This is a genomic window from Cohnella herbarum (assembly GCF_012849095.1).
GTDB classification, from domain to species: domain Bacteria; phylum Bacillota; class Bacilli; order Paenibacillales; family Paenibacillaceae; genus Cohnella; species Cohnella herbarum.
This window is the reverse complement of sequence record NZ_CP051680.1, coordinates 7,023,885-7,044,615: the sequence shown is the minus strand read 5'-3', so window position 1 is coordinate 7,044,615 and position 20,731 is coordinate 7,023,885. Positions and strand designations below refer to the sequence as shown.

The following is a 20,731-nucleotide window of genomic DNA, read 5'->3' as shown; positions in this document are numbered from 1 at the left end:
CCTCTCCTTGTGAGTTGAAATGGTTTTCCTTAACCGTTAAATCCTATTCGGATCTGAACCTTCAGCAATTCCGGATTTTTAGGTTCGGCCAAGAACGCGGGAGTTTCCTCCAAGGAGATGACCTTGGAAACGAGCGGTTCCAGTTGGATCCTACCTGTCTTGACCCAATCGAAAGCGTGCAAAAACGTATGGTTAATCGCCATCGAGCCGAGTATCGTCCAGTCCTTATGATAGAGGTCGAACGGGTTCAGCTTGATCTCGGCCGTTCTCGGGGTCACCCCGAATTGCAAATATTTCGCCGTCTTCCCCATATACGCGAGCGCTTGCTCGATCACCGAAGGGATTCCCGTCGCGTCGACGACCACGTCGAACGATTGTCCGGCAAGCCGCCCGATCTCCCTGACGTTCGCCGTCTCTGTAGCCCCGAATGCCCGCGCCAGCTCCAGCTTGTTGTCCGACACGTCGACGACCGCCAACCGCGCGGCCCCCGCGCGCGATAGAGCCTGAACCAATTGCTGCCCCATCGCGCCCGCTCCGAACAGAAGAACGGACTGGCCGACCTGCAACTGCAGTCGGTTCATCGCGTGCACGACGCATGCGATCGGTTCGATAAACGCCGCCGTAGCGAAAGACATATCGTCCGGGATCTTAACCGCGTTCCGGGCCGGCACGGCCACGTACTCCGCCATGCTCCCGTTCACGGTATTGCCCAACGCTCCCCAATCGGCGCATTGATTACCGCGGTTCGTCAGGCAGTAGACGCATCGTCCGCAGAATAGCGAAGGATCCGCCGTCACCCGGTCGCCAACGCGAAACCCCTCTACCCCATCGCCTACTTCGCTAATCGTTCCAGAGAATTCATGCCCCGGAATTAAAGGATACGGCGAAAGGAACTCCCCTTCGAAAATATGAAAGTCCGTTCCGCATATGCCGACCTGAGCGACTTGAATGACGACTTCTCCCGGTCCCGGCTTCGGATCGGGCACTTCTTTGACGACCGCTCGACGCGGCTGTTCCATGACTAGCGCTTTCATTGCCTCTCCCCCTCTCGTCCTAACCAAGCTTTCCCGACAGCTCGATCATGACGACGCTTCTGGCCGGAATATGAAAATCGGTCTCTCCGGACGACGTCATGACGAGGCGAACTTCTTCCGGACTCGAGCCGTTCGGGTCATCCTTAAACAACCATGCATTCGTCTTGCCCATCCCGTAATCCCGCGAATCGATACGGATACTCACCGTGCGCTCTTCCATGCCAACGTTCGCGAAAAATAATGCCATGCTTTCATCCTTGTACCGCCAAGCCGAATGCACGATAGCGTCGACGGTCTGTTCTCCGGTATCGTTGTATTCCTTCGATTCCTTGCCGTGATTGTAATGAAACCAACTCATGCTTTGTTTTGGAGTCGCGAATTCGAGCGGACGCAGCATCCGACCGTATGCCCAATATTTATTCGCGGCTCCCGTCCGCAACTTAGCGTACATCGCTAAATATTCGGCGCGCTCCGGACGAAACGCGTAACCTCGGGACTCGAATGGATAATAATGCTCCTCGGGCGCGTTCTCTTGGCCATCCAAAGCTTCCATCGGACTATATTCGTAATTCAGCTCATATAAACCTCCCCAGAGATAGGTACGAGCTACGGTGAAATAATATAACTGCCCGATCTCTTCGACCAGCTTGCCCCAACCGTCTAATCGTAAGGCGCCGTACTCATGGTAGACATAAGAGAACATAGGCACGAGCTCCGCGTCGCCCGACTTCAGAAGTTCGCGGATCGGCCAGCCTTCCAACGGCGCCGCGGGTTGCCCGCCGGCGCGGGCTTGGTAATAATCGATCAGATCGAGCAACGTCTCGTTCATCATTTCCGTTCCCATCGGAATGACGCGCCCGGCAACGGCGGACATCGCCTCCTTCGTATCGGCGTAGTTCCTCCGGTAGGCATCCTCGATCGTCTTGCCTGCTCCTACGGGATGGCCGTGCGATTCGTCCATGCATACTTTCATGATGTTATTGGCGGAAATGTCATAGTATATGGCGTCCAGGTCGTTCGTCCGTTGCAGCGTTTCGTCCCGGCGCACGTGAAATTCGCGAGTATACGGATGAGCGGGACAAAGAAAAGGAAAAGCATAGGCATCCATGCTCTTGATCAGCTCCGGAAATTTCTGCGCGGCGGCTCTTCCTAGTTCCCCGTCCGCGCCATCGAAATGATAGAGATAGTCGAATTCGAACGGCGCGAACTTATCTCCGTACTCTTTCATGCAAGCCAAGTTATCCGATTGAAACCGCGTCGGGAACCAATCGTCGAAGCCGCCGGGCACCCCTTTATAGAAAGTTTGCGGCGCGTTCGTCCAGTCCGGGCCGAGAATATGGAACATCGGCGTCGGGATAAACTCGTGGTACTTGCGCAGCCATGGCGTTCTGTCCGCTCCGGCGTTAATGCCGAAGGTCGCTACGCCCATCTCCTCGTGGAGCCATTTCGCCGAGACGTCGCTTCCCCTCTCCGCGAGGGTTCCCGATGCGCACCACTTCTGCCGCACCGCCCAGCTCTTGTACCTATCCGCCGCTTCATACCAATCATCGCCTTTCAATAAGGCCACTTGAACCGGATAAGGGGGATAAATCCCTTTGCCCGCGCCCATCTCTTCGCACCCGTGAATAAAAGAAGCTTCCAACAGGCCGTTTGCGTTTTTGTAGAAATTCAACCATTTGGCGTACCCTTCTCCGTCTAAAGCCGCGAAATAAAGTCCCCCCTTGTCCATTCCGTAATAGGAGAAAAATTGCATCGAAGCGCCGGAGAAGCTTTCCGGATACGGCATATACCGCTGGCCCGGATCGTTAGGGACGTAGTGCTTCATCGGGTTGCGAACTCTGATTCCGGTCGCGTGGGAATGCGCGACGTAATCGTCCTTTCCCTCTTCCGTAATCGTGCGGACATTCGGAATAATCGGATATTCCAAGCTGAGCAGCCGTTGTTCCGAACGATTATCCGCGGAACAGCTAAAGGTTAGCGTTCCTGCTTCAAGCGTTAACCCGCCGTTGACGATGAAGCCATCCCCGATTCGCCAAGACAACGCTACGCGCAAAATATCCGAGTCCGGATCCGAATCTTCCAGGTGCCATTCGAAGGCATCGAACGATGAGCTAACGCCGTCGTCCGTCTCCAGACGGAACGGATCCGGACGGAACGGATCCTCGCCGGGCGCGTCGAAGACGTAGTCGATGCCGGCCTGCTTATCCCGAAGCAAGCGAATCGCTCCGTCATCCAAGCCGAATCCTAATCGTACTCTTTCATTCTCGACAATCTTTACGCGCAATCGATCCTCCATCGTGCAGCCCTCACTTCAGTCCCGATATCTTGATGCCGGAAATAATGTACTTCTGGAAAATCAGGAACAGAACGATCGTCGGAATAGCCGCCAAGGCCGAGCCTGCCATCAACAACCCCAATTCGGTAACCCGTTCCGCACGGAAGTTGTACAAGTATTGCATAATCTGATAGAGATTCGGATTCGTAATCGTCATGGTCGGCCAGATGAAAGAGTTCCAATAGCCCAGATAAGAGCCGATGCCCACAATAACGAAGACGGGGAACGACATCGGCACGAAAACGCTCGTGAAAATCTTGATTCTGCCCGCGCCGTCGATTAACGCGGCTTCTTCCAGCGCCATCGGAATGTTGAGGTAGAACTGCCTGATAAAGAACATATGGCCGGCGGACGCAACGCCCGGCAGGACGAGAACCGCCAACGTATCGAGCATTCCCAATTTGTCTACGACAATGAAGGAAGTGAGCATGATCGCCATGCCAGGTATGAACATCGTCATGATGACGTACACCCACATAATGCTTTTGAACCGGAATTCCAGCCTTGCGAACACGTACGCCGCCATAGAGTTGACGATTAGACTAAGCGCGGCGAACAATAGAGCGCCTCCGAAGGTCACTCCCATCGACTTCAGAAATGCCGCATCGCCGAGAATATCCGTGTAATTGGCTACAAGCCATTCCTTAGGGAAGAAGCGAAACGGAGTTGCAAGGACTTCCGCTTGCCCCTTGAATCCGGCAATGACGACCCATAATAATGGAAACAACGCAAGCAGCGTGACCACTCCGGCTATGACCGTAAGAGCTGATTTTTGTACTAGGCTTTGTGTTCTCATGTCCGTCTCCTCCTCGGTTATCCGTCAACCGCTTTCTCCGAATTGAGCACCCTGAAAATAAGCGCGGAAATGCTGCCCAGCACGACGAACAGCAGCAGCGATGCCGCAATGGAATTGCCCACCATCACGTCGTTGCGGAAATGGTTCAGGATGTACAAGTTCGGCGTTGTCGTCTCGCTTAGAGGGCCCCCGTTCGTCATAACGAGAGAAAGCTCGAACTGCGAGATTTGAGCGATAAAACCGGTAACCAACAAATATAGAATGACGTTTCGCATGAGCGGAATCGTAATATACCACATTTTCTTGAACGCCCCGGCTCCTTCGAGATCCGCCGCCTCGTAATAGCTTTCGGGGATATCGTGCAGTCCGGCTAACATGATCAGCGCCGTAAAACCGAAGCCCAACCAGATCGCGGGAGCCGCGATACTCGGAAGCGCCGTCGCAACGTCCGCGAGCCACGCCTTCGGTTCGGAGCCGAACCAGCCGATCACGTAGTTAGCCAATCCCCCCATGTAGTCGTAAATAAACACGAAGATGACGGACGCGATGATGCCCGAGATGATCGTAGGGATATAGATGGACGTCTTAACGAAACCGGAATATTTCGCCCCCAGGTTCTTGACGACATTCGCGAATAGGAAACTGAGAATAAGCATCGCCGGCACGACCATCAATGCGAATTTGAGTCCTACCCATACGGCCTCGCCGAACAGACGATCCGTCACGACCATGTAGAAGTTGCGGAACCCGACGAAGGTCGATTCTTGGTAGAAGCTCCAATTATAGAAACTGACCTTGATCGCGTAGAAGAACGGGATGACGACGAATATCGTCAACAAGACGACGATCGGAGTGAGCAAAGCGTACGCCGCTTTATTATCGTAACGAAAATTTGTTTTCACTTTGGGCGTTCACCACCAGGAATCGGGATGCGGACGGCATCCGGGGACTTGGTCATCCCCGGATGCCGTCCGGATATTAAGATTTGGGATTCGTTCCCGCGAGCTTGGATTTCGTAATAAAGTCGTTGATGTCTTTCTCGGCTTTGGCTATTGCTTTGTCCACGCTCGTGCCCCTCATCGCCGATTCGATTCCGGTCGAGAGAGCGAAGCTGATATCCCAAGGATAGATCGGCTCTGCTTTCGCATAAGGAATGACCTTCTCGGCGACCAGCGCGCGCCAAGTATCCTTGGAAGCGTCGACATCGACCTTCATCGCCTCGTCTACCGATTTGCGCGCGGAGAATTTGGAGAACTGGGAACCTTTGAAGAAGTCGATCATGATATTCGGATCGCCAGCGAGCAAATAGGAAATATAGCTAGCCGCTTCTTGGGCATGCTCGGATTTGCCGTCCACAGCAAGCGTCCATCCGCCAAGCGTTGCCGTCGGTTTCGTCTGGTCGCCATCGATCGAAGCCATCGGCGCGATACCTACATTATCCAAGATGTTCTTGTAGCTGTTGCGCAGTTGACCGATCGCCCATGAACCGATTACCTGCATCGCGAGTTTACCTTCGCCGAAAGGTTTAATATCGGTATATCCCGCGAGCTGCTGCTTCGGCATAATGCCCGATTGATAGGCTTGTTGGTAGAAGTTAAATACGCTCTTATAACCGTCGTTGTTAATATCCGCTTTGGACCAATCGTCAGTGATCGCCAGATGGCCGGCCGCGTTATACTGCAAGCCCCAACTCGACCAGCCGAGATCGGCGGCGTTCTGAGCGATCGAGAATCCGAAGACGCCCTTCTTCGTTAGCTTTTTGCCGTATTCCAGCACTTCCGCCCAAGTGGTCGGAGGTTTTTCCGGATCGAGTCCGGCTTCCTTGAACATATCCTTCCGGTAGAAGAGCACCGCGGACGGCTCGACTAGCTTCGGATAAGCGTAATACTTGTCGCCCACCGTTACGAATTCCTTTACGTTATCGTAGAGGTCGTCGAATGCGGTAGCATCTATGAGATCGTTAAGAGGAAGAATCTCCCCCATTTTTGCGCCGTTCGCGATGTTCCCGTAGCTGATCGTTTTGATGTCCGGAGCTTTGCCTGCCGCTTGGGCGGCTTTCATTTTTTGCGCCCACGCATCGCCCGGAACGATCGTCAGCTTAATTTCGATATTCTCATGCGTTTTGTTGAATTCGTCGGTCCACTTCTTGAACCATGCATCCGTGCTTTCTTCGAATTTCTGCGCCCAGAACTCGAGCTTGACCTTCTCCGCCGGAGCATTGCTTTCCGATTCCGCCGGTTCGCCGCTCTCGCTCGGCGTACTGCTCTCGCTCGGGCTGACGCTGGCGGACGGGCTTGCGCTCGAACCTTTGTCGTTATTGCCGCCGCATCCCGTCACGGCTAGCGCCATGATGATAAGTGCAGATAACATAATCGACCATGGCTTTGACTTTCCCCAATTTTCTTTCATGCGTAAATCCTCCCTTTTTAGGTCATGCTATTTAAACGCTGAGCGCTTAAACCGGAGTGGCAGCCAATTTAATTCCGCATACGCTTTCATTTGTCTAGAGTTGCCTTGAACCAGAAGACGTTATAGGGATCCCACAGCGACATGGAGAAGTAGAAGTTTTTACCGCCGTCGGCGATATACTTGTCGTTCATGAACGGAGCGTACAAACCCGGATAATCGGAGGCACTTACTAATTCCAGCTTATCTCCCCACGGCCCCCAAGGCGTGATCCCTTCGCGAATGACAACCCCGTTGCCTTCGTTGAGGTACGTCATTAGCCATCTTTCCAAATAAGGATTCCAGACGACCGACAATTCGCCGACCGAATCCTCTACGATCGTCTTAGCCTTCGCCATCTCTTCGCTCCAGATCGGAGCCTCTTTCTCGTCAAGTCCGGCGAAGTACCGGTATTCCGCCGGATTTTCCACGTTCTTCTCGCTTACCTTCATCAACTGCACGCCGCCGAACCGACCGGACGGAATACACCAGAAGTAGATATCCGTTTGCTCGTCGTCAATCTTAACCTTGTAAGGGCTCACCTGAATGAAATTGCTATCGCCCGGCCACTTCAGATCGTCCAACAATGTCCAATTATGCCCTTGGTCGGTAGATTTGGCTACGCTCGAATCGTTCGCATCCCATTTGCCGGGGTCTCCCCAATGGTTGACCGACATGTAATAGAGGTAGAGCGCGCCGTTCGCGTATAAGCCGTGCGTCGGGATCGTGGTCATTTCCTCGTAATCGACTTTCGCGGACGGAATAAGCTCCTTGGCGAGCCCGATTTCGTCCGAGACCATTCCGTCGAGAGTAATTCCGTCCGTCGGATCGTTATCGGTCGAATAAGCGATCGTGTTCGAGCGCCAGTAGCTGCCTCCGCCGCCGATCATGTCGGGCGGCCTTTCGCCGAACGTGTCCCCGAATACGAAATACGTTCGATCATCGGCGTTGATCATGGAACCCAGATCCGTCCCGTAGACGCCGTATTGATCGGTTTTATTCGGCGAATCCGCTCCGGTTAACTGCGACACTTGCGTAAGATCGGATATGCCTTTCAGAATGAACGTCTTCTCCTTCGCATCCAGCATCGGATGAGCTTTTTTCCCGCCCGAGCAAGATGTCAGGAGAAGGACGACGGCCAAGACCGTTAAACCTAATCTTGTTCTCAAAGATACGCCCCTCCCCTCAACAATTACTGATCATGGATTGTCATGTCCGAAAATTTGCTTGATGCTCGTCGAATCGAAAGGCTTCAAGTCCGGTAGCGGCATCCGCCCGGCAACCTTCGGCAAAGGACTGAAAGGGCGGTGCGGTTCGTCTTGGTACCAGTATGCCGTCGAAGAAACATCGTCGCTTCTATGGTTGTTATGGCCGTGTTCGATCGTTACTTTAATGCTCTTATCGAACATGATGGGGTCGAGAATGTGATAGCGGTAAGTCGATATTTTACCGCTCCAGTTCCAACCGCCGCCCATGATAATGCCATGGTAGGGGGTGCATACTTCTTGTTGCGGACACCACGCGGTATTGAAATAGTCTTCCATGCCGGTGCCATGAATCGAAGGCGGCCATGATTCTCCGTCGATGAAGATCATATCGTCCCCTTCGCCGTACCAGTTCCACTCCCGGGTTTCGCGCAAGTTATGGACGTTGAAGTTGCAGCCGACGTAGTGGCCTCTGCCTACCGCGTCCAGAATGACGTAATTGCCGTCTCCGGTCGTATTTTTCCCGCCGAATTCGAAGTACGCGTTATCCATTCCTTGATCGGAGACGCCGTCGGTCGGACACTCCCTGCGCCACTCGGCATGGAAACGGAGCTCGTTGTCCGGCAGCTTATCGTATTGCTCGTAATCGATATAGAAGTAAAATTTGATCGGTTCGCTCGCTTCGCTTTCGATTTCGATTCTAGCTTCGGAAGCAAAGGGCATCCGAAAAAAACTATTAAAGGCTTTGCCGTCTTCCGGGCTCATCATGAGCGCCGCGGACGTGAAGTTACGCGTTAACCCGTGCCCCATTCCGAAAAAATCGCCGATTGGCGCTTCTACGCTCGGTTCCGATTCGTTGTCCCAATACATTCTCATTACGATTTTACGGGGCAAATATTGTTCCTCTCTCGGAGCGTCCGTCGCCATCGTCATCCAAATATGCGTGATAGCCCCCGCGCCTTGAATCCGGCAGATTTGTTTGTTCTCTCCGGGAACGATCGAATAGTAATCCTTGTTTCCTCCAGAACGGTCGTAACTGGATTCCCTTTTGCTTCTGCCCGATCTTGCTAGGCTTAATGAGGAAAGATTATGGTGCATGCGTGATGGCTCCTCTAGTAGAATTGTAGAAATATTGTTAATTTAGGCCAGAATGCTTATAATCGTTGTAGCGCTTACAATTGTTATTCTATAAGAAACTTCGGACTTTTTCTTTAGCAAATTCGAGGGAAAAGTTAACCCAAATTGCTCACAATCGTTCTTAGGAGGTTTGCCTTCCAATGGATCTGAACCAGCTTTCTCCTTACATTCGCGTCGCTTGGGATTCCATTATTTATCCTCCGGTCCATATCGCCGAGCGGGTTATTTTCGATTATGAGCTCATGTTCGTAAAGGAGGGGGAATGCGAGGTTACCGTGGAAGAAAACAGGTATTACGGCAAACCCGGAGACCTGTTTCTATTCAAGCCCAATCAAGTCCACTCCATCACCTTATTGAACGGCAAACCTCTCAGACAGCCTCATTTGCACTTCGATCTTTACTATCAGCCGGACAGCCCGGAGGTCAAAGTATCGTACAGGCCCTATTCGCTATTAACCGAGCAGGAGAAGCAATGGATAAGGCCGGACAGCCTCGCCGAGATGGAAGATCCGTTGCCCAATCACATTCGGTTGAACAAACCCGGGGTCATCGAGCAACTGATCCAAGACATCATCTTCGAATTCGACCGGAAGTTTCCCTACTACGAAACGACCGCCAAAGGCTTATTCATTCAGCTGTGGGTACTGCTCTTGCGGGAGATCCATTGGCAGCGCAACACTCATCTTCACTCGAACTGGGAGCAGCTCGATCGAGTTAAGAACTATGTGTCCCATCACATCGAGCATGATCTGACATTGGACGAATTGGCCGACTTGGCCAACATGAGCAAGTACTACCTGTGCAGGCTATTCAAGAAAGCATATGGCATGACGCCGATCCAATACCATGTCTCGATTCGCTTGGAGAAGGCCAAGCAAATGATTCAATTCACCAATCTGCCGCTCACTCAGATCGCCGACGAGCTCGGATTCCAGAGCATTCACGCCTTCAGCAGGACGTTTCGCAAGTGGGAGGGGCACTCCCCTTCTTCTTTCCGGAAGAAGAAATGATGAAGCGTGGACATAAACGGGACATGAGAAGACCATTCGGTGCTTGCGATCCTTAATCCGAACGGCTACGCCCGAACGAAAAAGAGCCATTCCCATGTTGCCGTTCGGCAGCATGGAAATGGCTCTTTCTTTACGCTTCGTTGCGTTTCCTTAGTCGTTCGATTTTCTCTTCGGGCCAACCGCTTGCGTTCCGGATGAGCTCCATATCCGCACCCATGCGCAGCATATTCAGCACGACCGCTTCTATACCTTGCTCCTTGCCTTGCTCCAAGCCTTGCTCCATCCCTTCCTTGATTCCCTTCTCGTATCCCTCGCGGCTCCATGCGGGCATTAACTTCTCCACGTCTTCCCTCACCTCCGGATATCGTTCTCCCAATTCGCGCAGCAACGCCGCGTCCTCGCTTAAGTCGATTCTATTGTAGAGATCGGCCACCGACATCATTAGCGCCAACCTGGCTTCGTCCAGCTTCCCTCGCAAACGAAGAAGCATCCGCAAATACGCGATCCTGATTTCCCGTTGCTCTCCCTCATTATAGCTCATTTTGGCGAGCAACGCAGCGGCCACGGGATTGTCCGAGTCAATAAACTTGCGCCAGCTCTGGCTGCCCAGCTCCACCTTCAAAAATTGAAAACGAACGATTTGATGTTCGAGAATCTCCATCGTTAGCGTATCCGGCTCACTGCGGGCGTTATCCATCGAGAACACGGCAATCGGAATAATGAGCTTATGCTCGTTCCGATGACGTTCATAAAGACGGCTAAAATAAATAAACATCCGCTCGCGAAATCGAGCGTCCTTATACGATTGCGGTTCCAGATGGATAAGCACGTACGCGTCCGATCCTTTGTACTTCGTCTCGATCAGCAGATCGAGCGTTCGAGTCTGCTCGCCGACAATGTCGACCAATTGCTCCTGCATCAGGAACCGCGTATGCCCGTAATCCAACAGCTCGTGCACCTTAGGAAAGAACAATTCGATAAATTCCGCGAAAAAAGTTTGCAGCAGCTTCTTGAACGCTTCATCGTGCGGCGTAACTTCTTGCCCCGCCTTCGAGGGTCGCTCCGAATTGCCCATGCGTATCCTTCCCTTCTCCCGAACCTGCGCCAATAATAGAAAAAGCACGCCCTGGGGCGCCCTAAAGGCGCCGCCGGGGTGTGCTTCACAACCGGATCGGATCAATATGTTATCCCTATTATGCGGTTAAACCATTGTTTTCGTCAACCTATGTTTTCCTTGATCTCATGGCCTTCGTCCGTGCCGTCCACCTTAAGACGGAATCGGTTCGATTTACAGGACGATCTCCCGCCCACGCTCCGCGGATTCGTAGATCGCGGATAATATCTTAATCATATCTACGCCGTGATCAGGCGTAATGATCGGAGTCTCGTTGCCGAGCACGCATTCGATGAAGTGCTGGATGTTCGCCGTATGCTGCGGAATCGCCGCCGCGGAGAAGTGGGGCTTCTGATCGATCAACGCGCCCGAGTTTTCCGTGAAGAGGCTCAGCTTGTCGTTCACAAGGCTGAAGCCGCCTTCGGTGCCTCTCCATTCGAGGAATTTCTTCTCTTCCTCGATGTTGGAAGCCCAACTGAATTCGATCTGCAGCGATGCTCCGTTATCGAATCGGATAAACCCTGCCGCCAAATCTTCAACGTCGAACGTTCCGGCAGGAATGTTGCCCGTAGCGTCCGGACGATCCGCGAATTTACGGTAAGTCGAGCCCGATACCGTAACCGGCTTCGGATTGCCGCTCAGCCACATCGCCATGTCGATCATATGCACGCCAAGGTCGATCAAAGGTCCGCCGCCGGAAAGCTCCTTCGTCGTGAACCAACCGCCGCGTCCGGGAATGCCCCGACGGCGTATCCAACCGCAACGCCCCATGTACAGGTCGCCCAGTTGTCCTTGCTCGATAATTCGCTTAGCGAATTTCGCTTCTTCGCTGAAACGGTTATTGCGCATCGTCATGAGCAGCTTGCCCGACTCGCGCGCGACGTCCGCCATTTTCTGCGCCTCGATCGGATTGACAGCGTCCGGCTTTTCGCAGAAAACGTGTTTGCCCTTCCGCAGAGCCGCGATGGCAATTTCAGAATGATACAAGTTCGGCGTGCTGATGCCGACGATGTCGATCGAAGGATCGGCGATCAGTTCGCGATAGTCGTCGTAAACCTTCGCATCGGGGAAATCCTTCGCCGCTTCTTCCGCGGATGCGCGGAATGCGTCGCAGAACGCAACGACTTCGACTCCCTTGTGCGATAGCCATCCGGGCAAATGAGCCCACTTAAAAATGCCGCCCGTACCGACGACCCCTACTTTTAACGTCATTATGCTTTCTCCTTAATCGTCTCCAGCGGTTGTGCATTGCCATAACGCGGATATTCGCGGTCAACCGGAGCCGCCCATTTCACCGCATTGGAAATAACTTTGCGAACTTGCGGGTTATAGTAGGTAGGATATGTTTCATGACCCGGACGGAAGTAGAAAATTTTACCCATACCCCGTGTATAGCAGCAGCCGCTGCGGAAGACTTCTCCGCCTTCGAACCAGCTCACCATAACCAACTCGTCCGGTTGCGGGATATCGAAGTGCTCGCCATACATCTCTTCCTGGGGAAGCTCGATGTATTCGCCGATGCCGTCCGCGATCGGATGCCCCGGATTAACGACCCAAATGCGTTCCTTCTCGTCGGCTTCGCGCCATTTCAGATCGCAGGACGTGCCCATCAATTTCTTGAATATTTTCGAAAAATGACCCGAGTGAAGCACGATCAGTCCCATGCCCTTCAGCACGCGCTGGTGTACTCTCTCCACGATCTCGTCTTGCACTTCCCCGTGCGCCATATGTCCCCACCAGATGAGAACGTCGGTGCTATTCAATACCGCATCGGACAAACCGTGTTCCGGATCGTCTAAAGTCGCGATTTGGATGTTACCCGTAACATCCAGTCCCTCCGCGATCGCCGTGTGCATTCCTTGCGGGTAGACCGAAGCGACTTTCTCGTTCGTTTTCTCATGGCGATGCTCGTTCCATACCGTTACGTTAATCGGTTTGCTCATGTGTGACACTCCTTTTTAGAGGTAGTTCATTTTTAAGTATAATTCTTACTCCATTGTAGTCGAGACAGGTCGTCCAATCGATTGCCTATTTGGTTCATTTCTTACGGTATTCTGTCATCGTCTATTTCCGAAAAAGCGGGTATGTTACAATATCGTTACGCGATCCTGTCGCAACCTTCAACCTCAAGGAGATCTGTCTATGTACCCCGAGATGCGCCACGAGCAAGTCGTCTACCAGGATCCTTTTCTCGCGATGCGGATATGGCAGATCGATACCGAATCGGTATCATCGGAAGAGTACCGCCGAAAAACGGAACAAAACTGGAAGCAACGGACGTATTCCGACTGGCATTACCACGAGGAAGTCGAGTTCGTGCTTATCCTGAAGGGCGAACTTACTATCTTCAGCAAGGAAGAACAACTCGTATTGCGCAAAGGCGACATAGCCTTGTTCGGTTCATCCGAGCCTCATACGACGATGCAGTCGAAGGAAGGCAGCACTTCCCAAATCGTATTCCAGATCGACCTGCGCAAATATTGGGATCTAAGCACGCTGAACAGTATGCAACATTTCTCGGAGGTCATCCGCCCGCTCAGTTCGCTTAACTACGTATACAGAGAGAACCGGGAAGCCCGAATTCAAACCGCTTCCCTGATTCGAGAAATTTTCCGGGAAATGAACGAAGCCCGGATCGGTTACGAGCTCGCCGTCTCTGCTAGGATCAAGAACATCCTCCTGCTGTTGCTCCGAAACGACGATAAGTTGCTGCTCCATTATAACGACAACCGTTTGCTGGAAAGACTGCAGCCGGCACTCGATTACGTCGAGCATCATTTAAGCGAGAAGCTGTCGGTAGCCGATATTTGCACCATGGTGAACTTGAGCTATACCCACTTCATCAAGACGTTCAAGAAAGCGGTCGGCATGTCGTTCACCGACTTCGTCGTCTACAAGCGGATCAAGAAAGCCGAGCAGCAATTGCTCACCAACGATAACTTCAGCATTGCCGAAGTGGCCGAGTCGGTAGGCATCTCCAACATCGGACACTTCTACGATATGTTCCGTCGCTTCAACGACTGCTCTCCCAAACAGTTCAAGGACCGGCTCAGGGAGCCTGTCGTGAATCCTTAATCTGGCGGGTGACGGCGAACCGCCCGAACTATTCAGCTTCGACGGCATCCGCGATCAAACGGTCGATTTCCTCGGCAAACTCAATCCGCTGAGCATCCGTCCAGCCTGCCCGTTCCGCCATTGCTCCGATTATTCGCTCTCCCCACTCACGGACGGCCGCGATATCGAAGAACATCCAGCCGCTGCGGCGTACCAAGAAGTCCTGCGGCTTGACGGTCATTTCCTCGTCCATCGCATACCGCAGTTCAGCGGCGATAGCCAGCGGCAGTCCGTTCCGTTCCGCCCACTTCATATCCTTCTCCATGTCCGCAAAATCGAACAAGGAATCTACGTTAGAGCCATAAAATTTCGCCAACGCCTCGGCATCTTTAGCGGCAAACCCTTTTTTCACTCCGGCTTGCGTTTTGTCCGCTACGAATCGGATATATTGCGCGGAACCTCCCACGTCTCCCCCGGAGATCGGCATGTCTTTGGTTCGGCATGCGCCCGCTTCCGCGCCAGCCTTCGCTCCTTCGGCCGCTAGCCGTTTCACTACGTCGTCCACGACCGTCTCGGCCATCTTGCGATACCCGGTCAACTTCCCGCCGGCGATCGAGATCAAACCGGAAGGCGCATGGAAGATTTCGTCGCGCCGCGAAATTTCCGACGGATCCTTCCCTTCTTGTTGGATCAGAGGACGCAGACCCGCCCAACTGGATTCGATGTCCGAATCGGCGAGCTTTACGTTCTCGAACATGAAGTTCGCCGCTTTGAGCAAATAATCCCGGTCTTCCCGCGTCGCCTTCGGACGATCGATCGCTCCTTGGTAGTTCGTGTCCGTCGTCCCGAAATACGTCTTGCCCGAGCGAGGAATCGCGAATACCATCCGTCCGTCCGGCGTATCGAAATACACGGCTTGACGGAGAGGAAAACGGGTTTGGTCGAAGACGAGATGAACGCCTTTCGTCAGTCGCAGCGTCTTACCGGACTTGGACCCGTCCAGACTCCGAAGCTCGTCGACCCATGGGCCGGTTGCATTGACGACTTTAGTCGCCTGAACGCCATATATCGTGCCGTCGATCAAATCGCGTACCTTCGCTCCGGTCAGTCGGCCTCCGTCGTCGTAATTCAGGGAGTCCACGCGCGCATAGTTCACGGCCAGCGCCCCGTGCTCGCGGGCTTTCTTCATCACTTCGATCGTCAAACGGGCATCGTCGGTACGGTATTCCACGTAATACCCGCCGCCCTTTAACCCGCTTTTCTTCAACAACGGTTCTTTTTCGTGCGTCTCCCGCGCGCTTAACATCGAACGACGTTCGCCCTTCTTGACGCCCGCAAGAAAATCATAGACGCGAAGACCGATCGACGTGGAAAATTTACCGAACGTTCCACCCGCGTACAGCGGTAGCAGCATCCATTCCGGCGTCGTTACGTGGGGCCCGTTCTCGTACACGATTGCCCGTTCCTTGCCGACTTCCGCGACTACGCCGATCTCTAATTGCTTCAAATAACGCAGTCCGCCGTGAACAAGCTTGGTAGAACGGCTTGACGTACCCGCCGCGAAATCCTGCATCTCTACAAGCGCAACGCGTAACCCGCGGCTTGCCGCATCTAATGCGATGCCGGCTCCGGTAATTCCTCCGCCGATCACCAAGAGATCTACTTTGCGATCGCGCATCTCGCCCAATATTTCATGCCGAGTGGCAGACGACAAACTTTTATTCGTAACCATTGCGAACCTCTCCTTATGGGGGGAAATAGCAAAAACCACGATAAACCGCCTCCGAGGACATCAATCCCCGGAAACCTTTATCGTGGTTTCTCCATGAACTCCAACCGATATTAACTTACCCCTATCTTAGCACCGTTATTCCGCGAAGGCAATGGCCGCTTTGACCGCTCGGCTCCAGCCCGAATAAAGTTTGAGCCTCTCCGACTCCTCCATGAGCGGCTGAAACTCGCGTTCTACCTGGCGCAAGCAACCGATCTGCTCCCGATTATCCCAGTAGCCGACCGCCAACCCCGCCAAGTATGCTGCCCCTAATGCGGTAGATTCGTTCACGACCGGCCTTACGACGGGAACTCCCAACATATCGCTTTGGAACTGCATCAGGAAATCGTTCCTTACCGCTCCGCCATCCACGGCCAACTTCGACAACGTGATTCCGGAGTCCCGTTCCATCGCTTTAAGAACATCTTTGGCTTGGTAAGCCAAAGCTTCCAAGGTTGCCCGCACGAAATGAGACTTCGACGTCCCCCTCGTTAAGCCGAATACCGCGCCGCGAACTTCGCTGTTCCAATAAGGCGTTCCCAAACCGACGAACGCGGGTACGACGTAAACGCCCTCGGAAGAGACGGCTTGTTCCGCAATCCGCTGGCTATCCGCGGCATCGGCGATGAAGCCGAGCCCATCTCTTAACCACTGGATCGCGGCTCCCGCGACGAACACGCTGCCCTCGAGCGCATATTCGAGCTTGCCGTCGATTTCCCAAGCAATCGTCGTAAGCAATCCGGAAGGCGAGGCGATCGCTTCCGTTCCGGTATTCATCAGCATAAAACAACCGGTACCGTAAGTGTTCTTCACGCTTCCCGGGTCGTAACAGCCTTGCCCGAACAACGCCGCTTGCTGATCCCCGGCGGCGCCGGCGATCGGAATCGCGCCCCCGAACAAATCCGCATCCGTCTCTCCGTAGATTTCCGACGACGAACGCACTTCCGGAAGCATCGCCTTCGGAATATTCAGTATTTCGAGAAGCTCGTCATCCCAGCTCCTCTCGTAAATGTTGAAAAGCAGCGTGCGGGAAGCATTGGACACGTCCGTCACGTGTACGCGTCCGCCCGTTAATTTCCAGATGAGCCAACTGTCGATCGTTCCGAACAGCAGCTCCCCCCGTTCGGCCTTTTCTCTCGCTCCGGCTACCGTCTCCAGAATCCATGCGATCTTCGTACCGGAGAAATAAGCGTCGATCCTTAAACCCGTCTTGCTGCGGATGACCGCCTCATGTCCTTCGAGCTTCAACCGTTCGCATATATCGGCCGTTTGGCGGGATTGCCAGATGATCGCCGGGTATACCGGAATTCCCGTCGACCGGTCCCAGACGACGGCCGTTTCCCTCTGGTTCGTAATGCCGATCCCGGCGATATCCCCCGCTCCGATATTCGCCTTCCCGAGCAGCTTGCGGGTAACCTGCACAACGGATAACCAGATTTGTTCCGCGTCTCCTTCCACCCAGCCCGGGTGCGGGTAATCCAATCCGATTTCCTGTTGCTCCATGGCGTCGATACAACCTTCTTCGTTCACCAACAAAGCGCGCGTACTCGTCGTGCCTTGATCCAATGCAAGCATATAACGTTGCATGATGCCCCTCCTCGTCCGATCCGGTTCGCTTTGCAGCCCTCTCCTCGGCCTTTACGTTTTCCACAATTCCCGCCGGGTCGTCGTGATTGCCGTCGCCCCGGCTTCCAGAGCGATGCGGACATCCTCTTGCGATCGAATGAGACCTCCAGCGATGACCGGTATTCCCGTTCTATCCATGACTTCCTTAATCATATGAGGAATGACGCCCGGCAACACTTCGATGTAGTCCGGCTTCGTCTTTTCCATTAGCGAATAGCTCTTCTCAAGCGCGCCGGTGTCGATCAGGAACAACCTCTGGATCGCGATGAGCTTGTTTTGTCTCGTTTTCTGGACGACGCTGGCGCGGGTGGAAATCAAACCGGCGGGCCTCACGTTCTGGCACAGATATTCAGCCGCGTATTCGTCGTTCTTCAATCCGTCTATGAGATCCGCATGCAGCAAAACCTTTTTGCCGCTTCGTTCCGCCAACTCTACCAAATTCCGCAATTGACCCAGATGTCCGCCTAACAGCACCACGTATTGAAAAGGAGTCGTTAACGCGGCTTCCATCTCCTTCGCCGTTTTCACGGCCGGCCACACGGTCTGGTTCTCCATACGCATACGAAACCTCCGCACCGACGATCCATTATTAAAAAACTATTATTTAATATACAAAGGGATGTTTCGAGAAGTCAATTCCGATGATGCCAAACCTAGCGTATTACCGACTCAATTGGCAGCGCTATCTTTTTGAGCCGAAAGGATCAGGAACATCGGTCTGCGGTTCTCGTCCGTCATCCCCGGGATGCCCATCATTTCCTCGGAAGGCATCGGCTCCTTAACGGCTTTTATCGTAAAACCGGCATCGATTAGAGCGTTGAAATAAGTCGATATCGTCCGATGATACTTGATTACGTTGTCCGTGAGGAACGTCGTAGACCTTATCCCCTGCGACTGGTAATGATCCACGGGCCAATGCATCCGATTTCCTTCGGCATCGTAATGCCAATCTTGTTCGTTGCGCGAAGTAAAGATCGGATGTTCGACCGAGAAAATAAACCGGCCCCCCGGACGCAGATTATCGTGTATTTTGCGGAAAATGGATTCAACGGATTCGAGGTAATGGAAGGCTAACGAGCTGATGACGACATCGAATCGCGAATGATCGAACGCGATGTCTTCGATCGGTAATTGAACGTATGAAATGGCCGGATCCTCCGAATGTTCGCGAGCTTGCCGGAGCATTTTCTCCGAAATATCGACGCCGACGACCGATCTCGCCCCTTGCTCGCGCATATACCGGCAATGCCATCCGAAGCCGCAACCGAGATCGAGCACGTCTTTGTTTCGCAACTCCGGCAATAATGCCTTGAATACATGCCACTCTCCCGCGCCTTCAAGCCCTTGGATGGAACGCGGCATTTGCTTGTACGCCGAGAAAAACTCGGAATCGTTGTATTTATTTTGTTTCATCCGGTACCGAACTCCTTTTGTTTTGAGCTTTGCCAACTACTTTCTATGCTAGCCGAAAATCATCCCGGTCTCAAGGAGTCAGCTATACGGGCAAGAACAACGAGAAGACGCTGCCTTTCCCCGCTTCGGAAGACGCCTTCATGTACCCGCCTTGTTCCGCGACGATCTTGCGCGTCAGATACAACCCGATTCCGACCCCTTCGATATCCCCTGAAGCCGCGCCGCGATAGAAACGTTGAAACACTTTGTTCAGCTCCGGTTCGGGAATGCCACGGCCGGTATCGATGACGTCGATTCTGGCGAACATTTCGTACCGTTCGACGGCGACCGTTACTTTGCCGCCCGCCGCCGTATATTTAATCGCATTGTCCAGAACGTTGCCGATCGCCTCTCCGGTCCACTTCGCATCGTGCACCAATTCAACGCCTTGCTTGCCTTGAAACGCCAGTTCCACGTCTTTCTCCCGGGCAGCGGGGAATGCTTGCTTAATCGCCGTAAGCACCGTATCGACAAGGTCTCTCCGCTCCGCCCGTATCTCGATGATGCCGCTCTCCAACCGCGACATCTTGACCAAGCTGTCCATGAGCCAAGTTAACTTTTCCGTCTGATCCCTGACGATCCGCACGAATTCCATTCGTTTGTCCGGGGGCAATTTATCGTCGAGCAGCATGCCGTTATACATATTCAGATTAGCTAGCGGAGTTCTAAGCTGATGAGTGATATCGGAGATGAGCGATTTGATTTCCTCGCCCTCTTCCTTGTACTTCAGCTTCTGCATCTTTAATATGCCGTGCAGTTTCAACGTCTGGTCTTGCAGCTTGGACAAGAGGTTATCTTCCGATACGGCGAACTCCTCGCGGAGCTGTCCGTTGATCAGCGATTGAATCGTGAGCGATAGCTTGTCTAAGATCGTCGCCATCCGGTTGCGCATCGCGAATAAATATGCCGCGAAAATGGCCGACATGACCAAGACAAGCGCGATCGAGCCCTGCCAGACTTCCCGGCTTGCCTTCACGTAGAAGAGAAAAGCAAAAAACGCGCCGCAAGCGAGCGCGAACAATGCCATGGATAATGTTATGATGCGGGTGAAGGAGCCGTTCATCTTTCACTCTCCCCAAGTATAGCCGATGCCGAATACCGTCTTGATGTAGGCGGGCTGTTTCGGATGATCTTCGATTTTGCTTCTGAGCCGCTTAATATTTACGCTCAGAGTATTCTCGTCTACGAAGCAACCGTCCACGTCCCAGAGCTTCTCCACGATCTGTTCCCGGGTTAGGACTTGATTGCGATTCTGGGCGAGAACCGTCAGCAGCTTATATTCGTTGGTCGTCAGCTTAACCTCTTCGCCCCGTTTGATTACTTTCATTTTATCATAATGAATCGTCAGATCCTTATAGGTGAACAGGGAGCCGTTATCTTCACCGCCCCCTCTGCGGAGTACGGCTTTCACCCGTTCGCGCAGCACGGCCATACTGAACGGTTTCGCCATGTAATCGTCGGCCCCTAGCTTGAAACCGAGTACCATGTCCTGTTCCGTGTCGTTAGCCGTGAGGAACACGATCGGAACATCCGAGGTTAGGCGAATTTCCTTGCACAGCTCCGTTCCCGTCCGATCGGGAAGCGTAACGTCCAGCAAGATGAGATGAACCTCATGGCTCCGAAACGCGGCTAAGCCTTCTTCGAACGAATGCGCGGACACGATATCGTAATTCTCGTTGCCGAGCGCGTACGCCAGCCCTTCGTTTAATAACCGGTCGTCTTCCACGATCAGAATCGTTGCCATGAGGTTCA

At 53.3% G+C, this 20,731-nt stretch carries 18 protein-coding genes; 2 read left to right on the top strand and 16 right to left on the bottom strand.

The genetic code is table 11. The features are described 5' to 3' along the window. Positions 1 to 29 precede the first annotated feature (29 nt). The 7 genes from HH215_RS29625 to HH215_RS29595 all read right to left on the bottom strand — a co-directional run bounded on the left by HH215_RS29625 (position 30) and on the right by HH215_RS29595 (position 8,913). Positions 30 to 1,034 (bottom strand): zinc-dependent alcohol dehydrogenase family protein, encoded by a 1,005-nt coding sequence (locus HH215_RS29625; protein ID WP_169283168.1) that lies wholly within the window; start codon positions 1,032 to 1,034, stop codon positions 30 to 32. A 19-nt stretch (positions 1,035 to 1,053) separates the two neighbouring features. Further along, positions 1,054 to 3,330 (bottom strand): DUF6259 domain-containing protein, encoded by a 2,277-nt coding sequence (locus HH215_RS29620; protein WP_169283167.1) that lies wholly within the window; start codon positions 3,328 to 3,330, stop codon positions 1,054 to 1,056. A gap of 10 nt (positions 3,331 to 3,340) precedes the next feature. After that, positions 3,341 to 4,165, bottom strand: coding sequence for a carbohydrate ABC transporter permease (locus HH215_RS29615; RefSeq protein WP_169283166.1), 825 nt, complete (start codon positions 4,163 to 4,165; stop codon positions 3,341 to 3,343). Positions 4,166 to 4,182: 17 nt separating this feature from the next. Further along, complete coding sequence (locus tag HH215_RS29610; protein WP_169283165.1) at positions 4,183 to 5,067, bottom strand: carbohydrate ABC transporter permease; 885 nt, start codon at positions 5,065 to 5,067, stop codon at positions 4,183 to 4,185. Positions 5,068 to 5,143: 76 nt separating this feature from the next. Then, entirely contained in the window at positions 5,144 to 6,574 is a 1,431-nt protein-coding gene (locus HH215_RS29605) for an ABC transporter substrate-binding protein (protein WP_169283164.1), read from the bottom strand. A gap of 86 nt (positions 6,575 to 6,660) precedes the next feature. Next, positions 6,661 to 7,779 (bottom strand): glycoside hydrolase family 183 protein, encoded by a 1,119-nt coding sequence (locus tag HH215_RS29600; protein WP_254450266.1) that lies wholly within the window; start codon positions 7,777 to 7,779, stop codon positions 6,661 to 6,663. A gap of 30 nt (positions 7,780 to 7,809) precedes the next feature. Continuing rightward, positions 7,810 to 8,913: a glycoside hydrolase family 172 protein gene (locus HH215_RS29595; protein WP_169283163.1), complete on the bottom strand. Its 1,104-nt coding sequence runs from the start codon at positions 8,911 to 8,913 to the stop codon at positions 7,810 to 7,812. Positions 8,914 to 9,092: 179 nt separating this feature from the next. Here HH215_RS29595 and HH215_RS29590 point away from each other — a divergent pair, with 179 nt between their 5' ends. Next, entirely contained in the window at positions 9,093 to 9,962 is an 870-nt protein-coding gene (locus HH215_RS29590) for an AraC family transcriptional regulator (RefSeq protein ID WP_169283162.1), read from the top strand. Between the two features lie 130 nt (positions 9,963 to 10,092). On the opposite strand, the gene HH215_RS29585 is transcribed toward HH215_RS29590, so the two are convergent. From HH215_RS29585 to HH215_RS29575, 3 genes are all read right to left on the bottom strand, one after another. Then, a complete protein-coding gene (locus HH215_RS29585; RefSeq protein ID WP_169283161.1) occupies positions 10,093 to 11,037 on the bottom strand; it encodes an Rpn family recombination-promoting nuclease/putative transposase in 945 nt (314 codons plus the stop codon). Positions 11,038 to 11,250: 213 nt separating this feature from the next. Then, positions 11,251 to 12,288: a Gfo/Idh/MocA family protein gene (locus tag HH215_RS29580; RefSeq protein ID WP_254450265.1), complete on the bottom strand. Its 1,038-nt coding sequence runs from the start codon at positions 12,286 to 12,288 to the stop codon at positions 11,251 to 11,253. Further along, complete coding sequence (locus HH215_RS29575) at positions 12,288 to 13,019, bottom strand: ThuA domain-containing protein (RefSeq protein ID WP_169283160.1); 732 nt, start codon at positions 13,017 to 13,019, stop codon at positions 12,288 to 12,290. Before HH215_RS29575 ends, HH215_RS29580 begins: the two co-directional genes overlap by 1 nt. A gap of 199 nt (positions 13,020 to 13,218) precedes the next feature. On the opposite strand from HH215_RS29575, the gene HH215_RS29570 reads away from it, so the two are divergent. After that, positions 13,219 to 14,151 carry a helix-turn-helix domain-containing protein gene (locus HH215_RS29570; RefSeq protein WP_169283159.1) on the top strand — a complete coding sequence of 311 codons (933 nt, stop codon included), beginning with the start codon at positions 13,219 to 13,221 and terminating at the stop codon, positions 14,149 to 14,151. Between the two features lie 28 nt (positions 14,152 to 14,179). Here HH215_RS29570 and HH215_RS29565 read toward each other — a convergent pair whose 3' ends face one another. The 6 genes from HH215_RS29565 to HH215_RS29540 all read right to left on the bottom strand — a co-directional run bounded on the left by HH215_RS29565 (position 14,180) and on the right by HH215_RS29540 (position 20,723). Beyond that, on the bottom strand, positions 14,180 to 15,862 hold the full coding sequence (locus tag HH215_RS29565; protein ID WP_375140469.1) for a glycerol-3-phosphate dehydrogenase/oxidase: 1,683 nt from the start codon (positions 15,860 to 15,862) through the stop codon (positions 14,180 to 14,182). Positions 15,863 to 15,997: 135 nt separating this feature from the next. Beyond that, positions 15,998 to 17,488, bottom strand: a complete 1,491-nt coding sequence (gene glpK, locus HH215_RS29560) for a glycerol kinase GlpK (RefSeq protein WP_169283158.1) — start codon at positions 17,486 to 17,488, stop codon at positions 15,998 to 16,000. A gap of 51 nt (positions 17,489 to 17,539) precedes the next feature. After that, positions 17,540 to 18,088, bottom strand: a complete 549-nt coding sequence (locus HH215_RS29555; protein WP_169283157.1) for a glycerol-3-phosphate responsive antiterminator — start codon at positions 18,086 to 18,088, stop codon at positions 17,540 to 17,542. A gap of 108 nt (positions 18,089 to 18,196) precedes the next feature. Next, positions 18,197 to 18,940 (bottom strand): class I SAM-dependent methyltransferase, encoded by a 744-nt coding sequence (locus tag HH215_RS29550; RefSeq protein ID WP_169283156.1) that lies wholly within the window; start codon positions 18,938 to 18,940, stop codon positions 18,197 to 18,199. 82 nt (positions 18,941 to 19,022) lie between these two features. Next, entirely contained in the window at positions 19,023 to 20,042 is a 1,020-nt protein-coding gene (locus tag HH215_RS29545) for a sensor histidine kinase (RefSeq protein ID WP_169283155.1), read from the bottom strand. 3 nt (positions 20,043 to 20,045) lie between these two features. Then, a complete protein-coding gene (locus HH215_RS29540; protein WP_169283154.1) occupies positions 20,046 to 20,723 on the bottom strand; it encodes a response regulator transcription factor in 678 nt (225 codons plus the stop codon). Between the last annotated feature and the right edge of the window lie 8 nt (positions 20,724 to 20,731).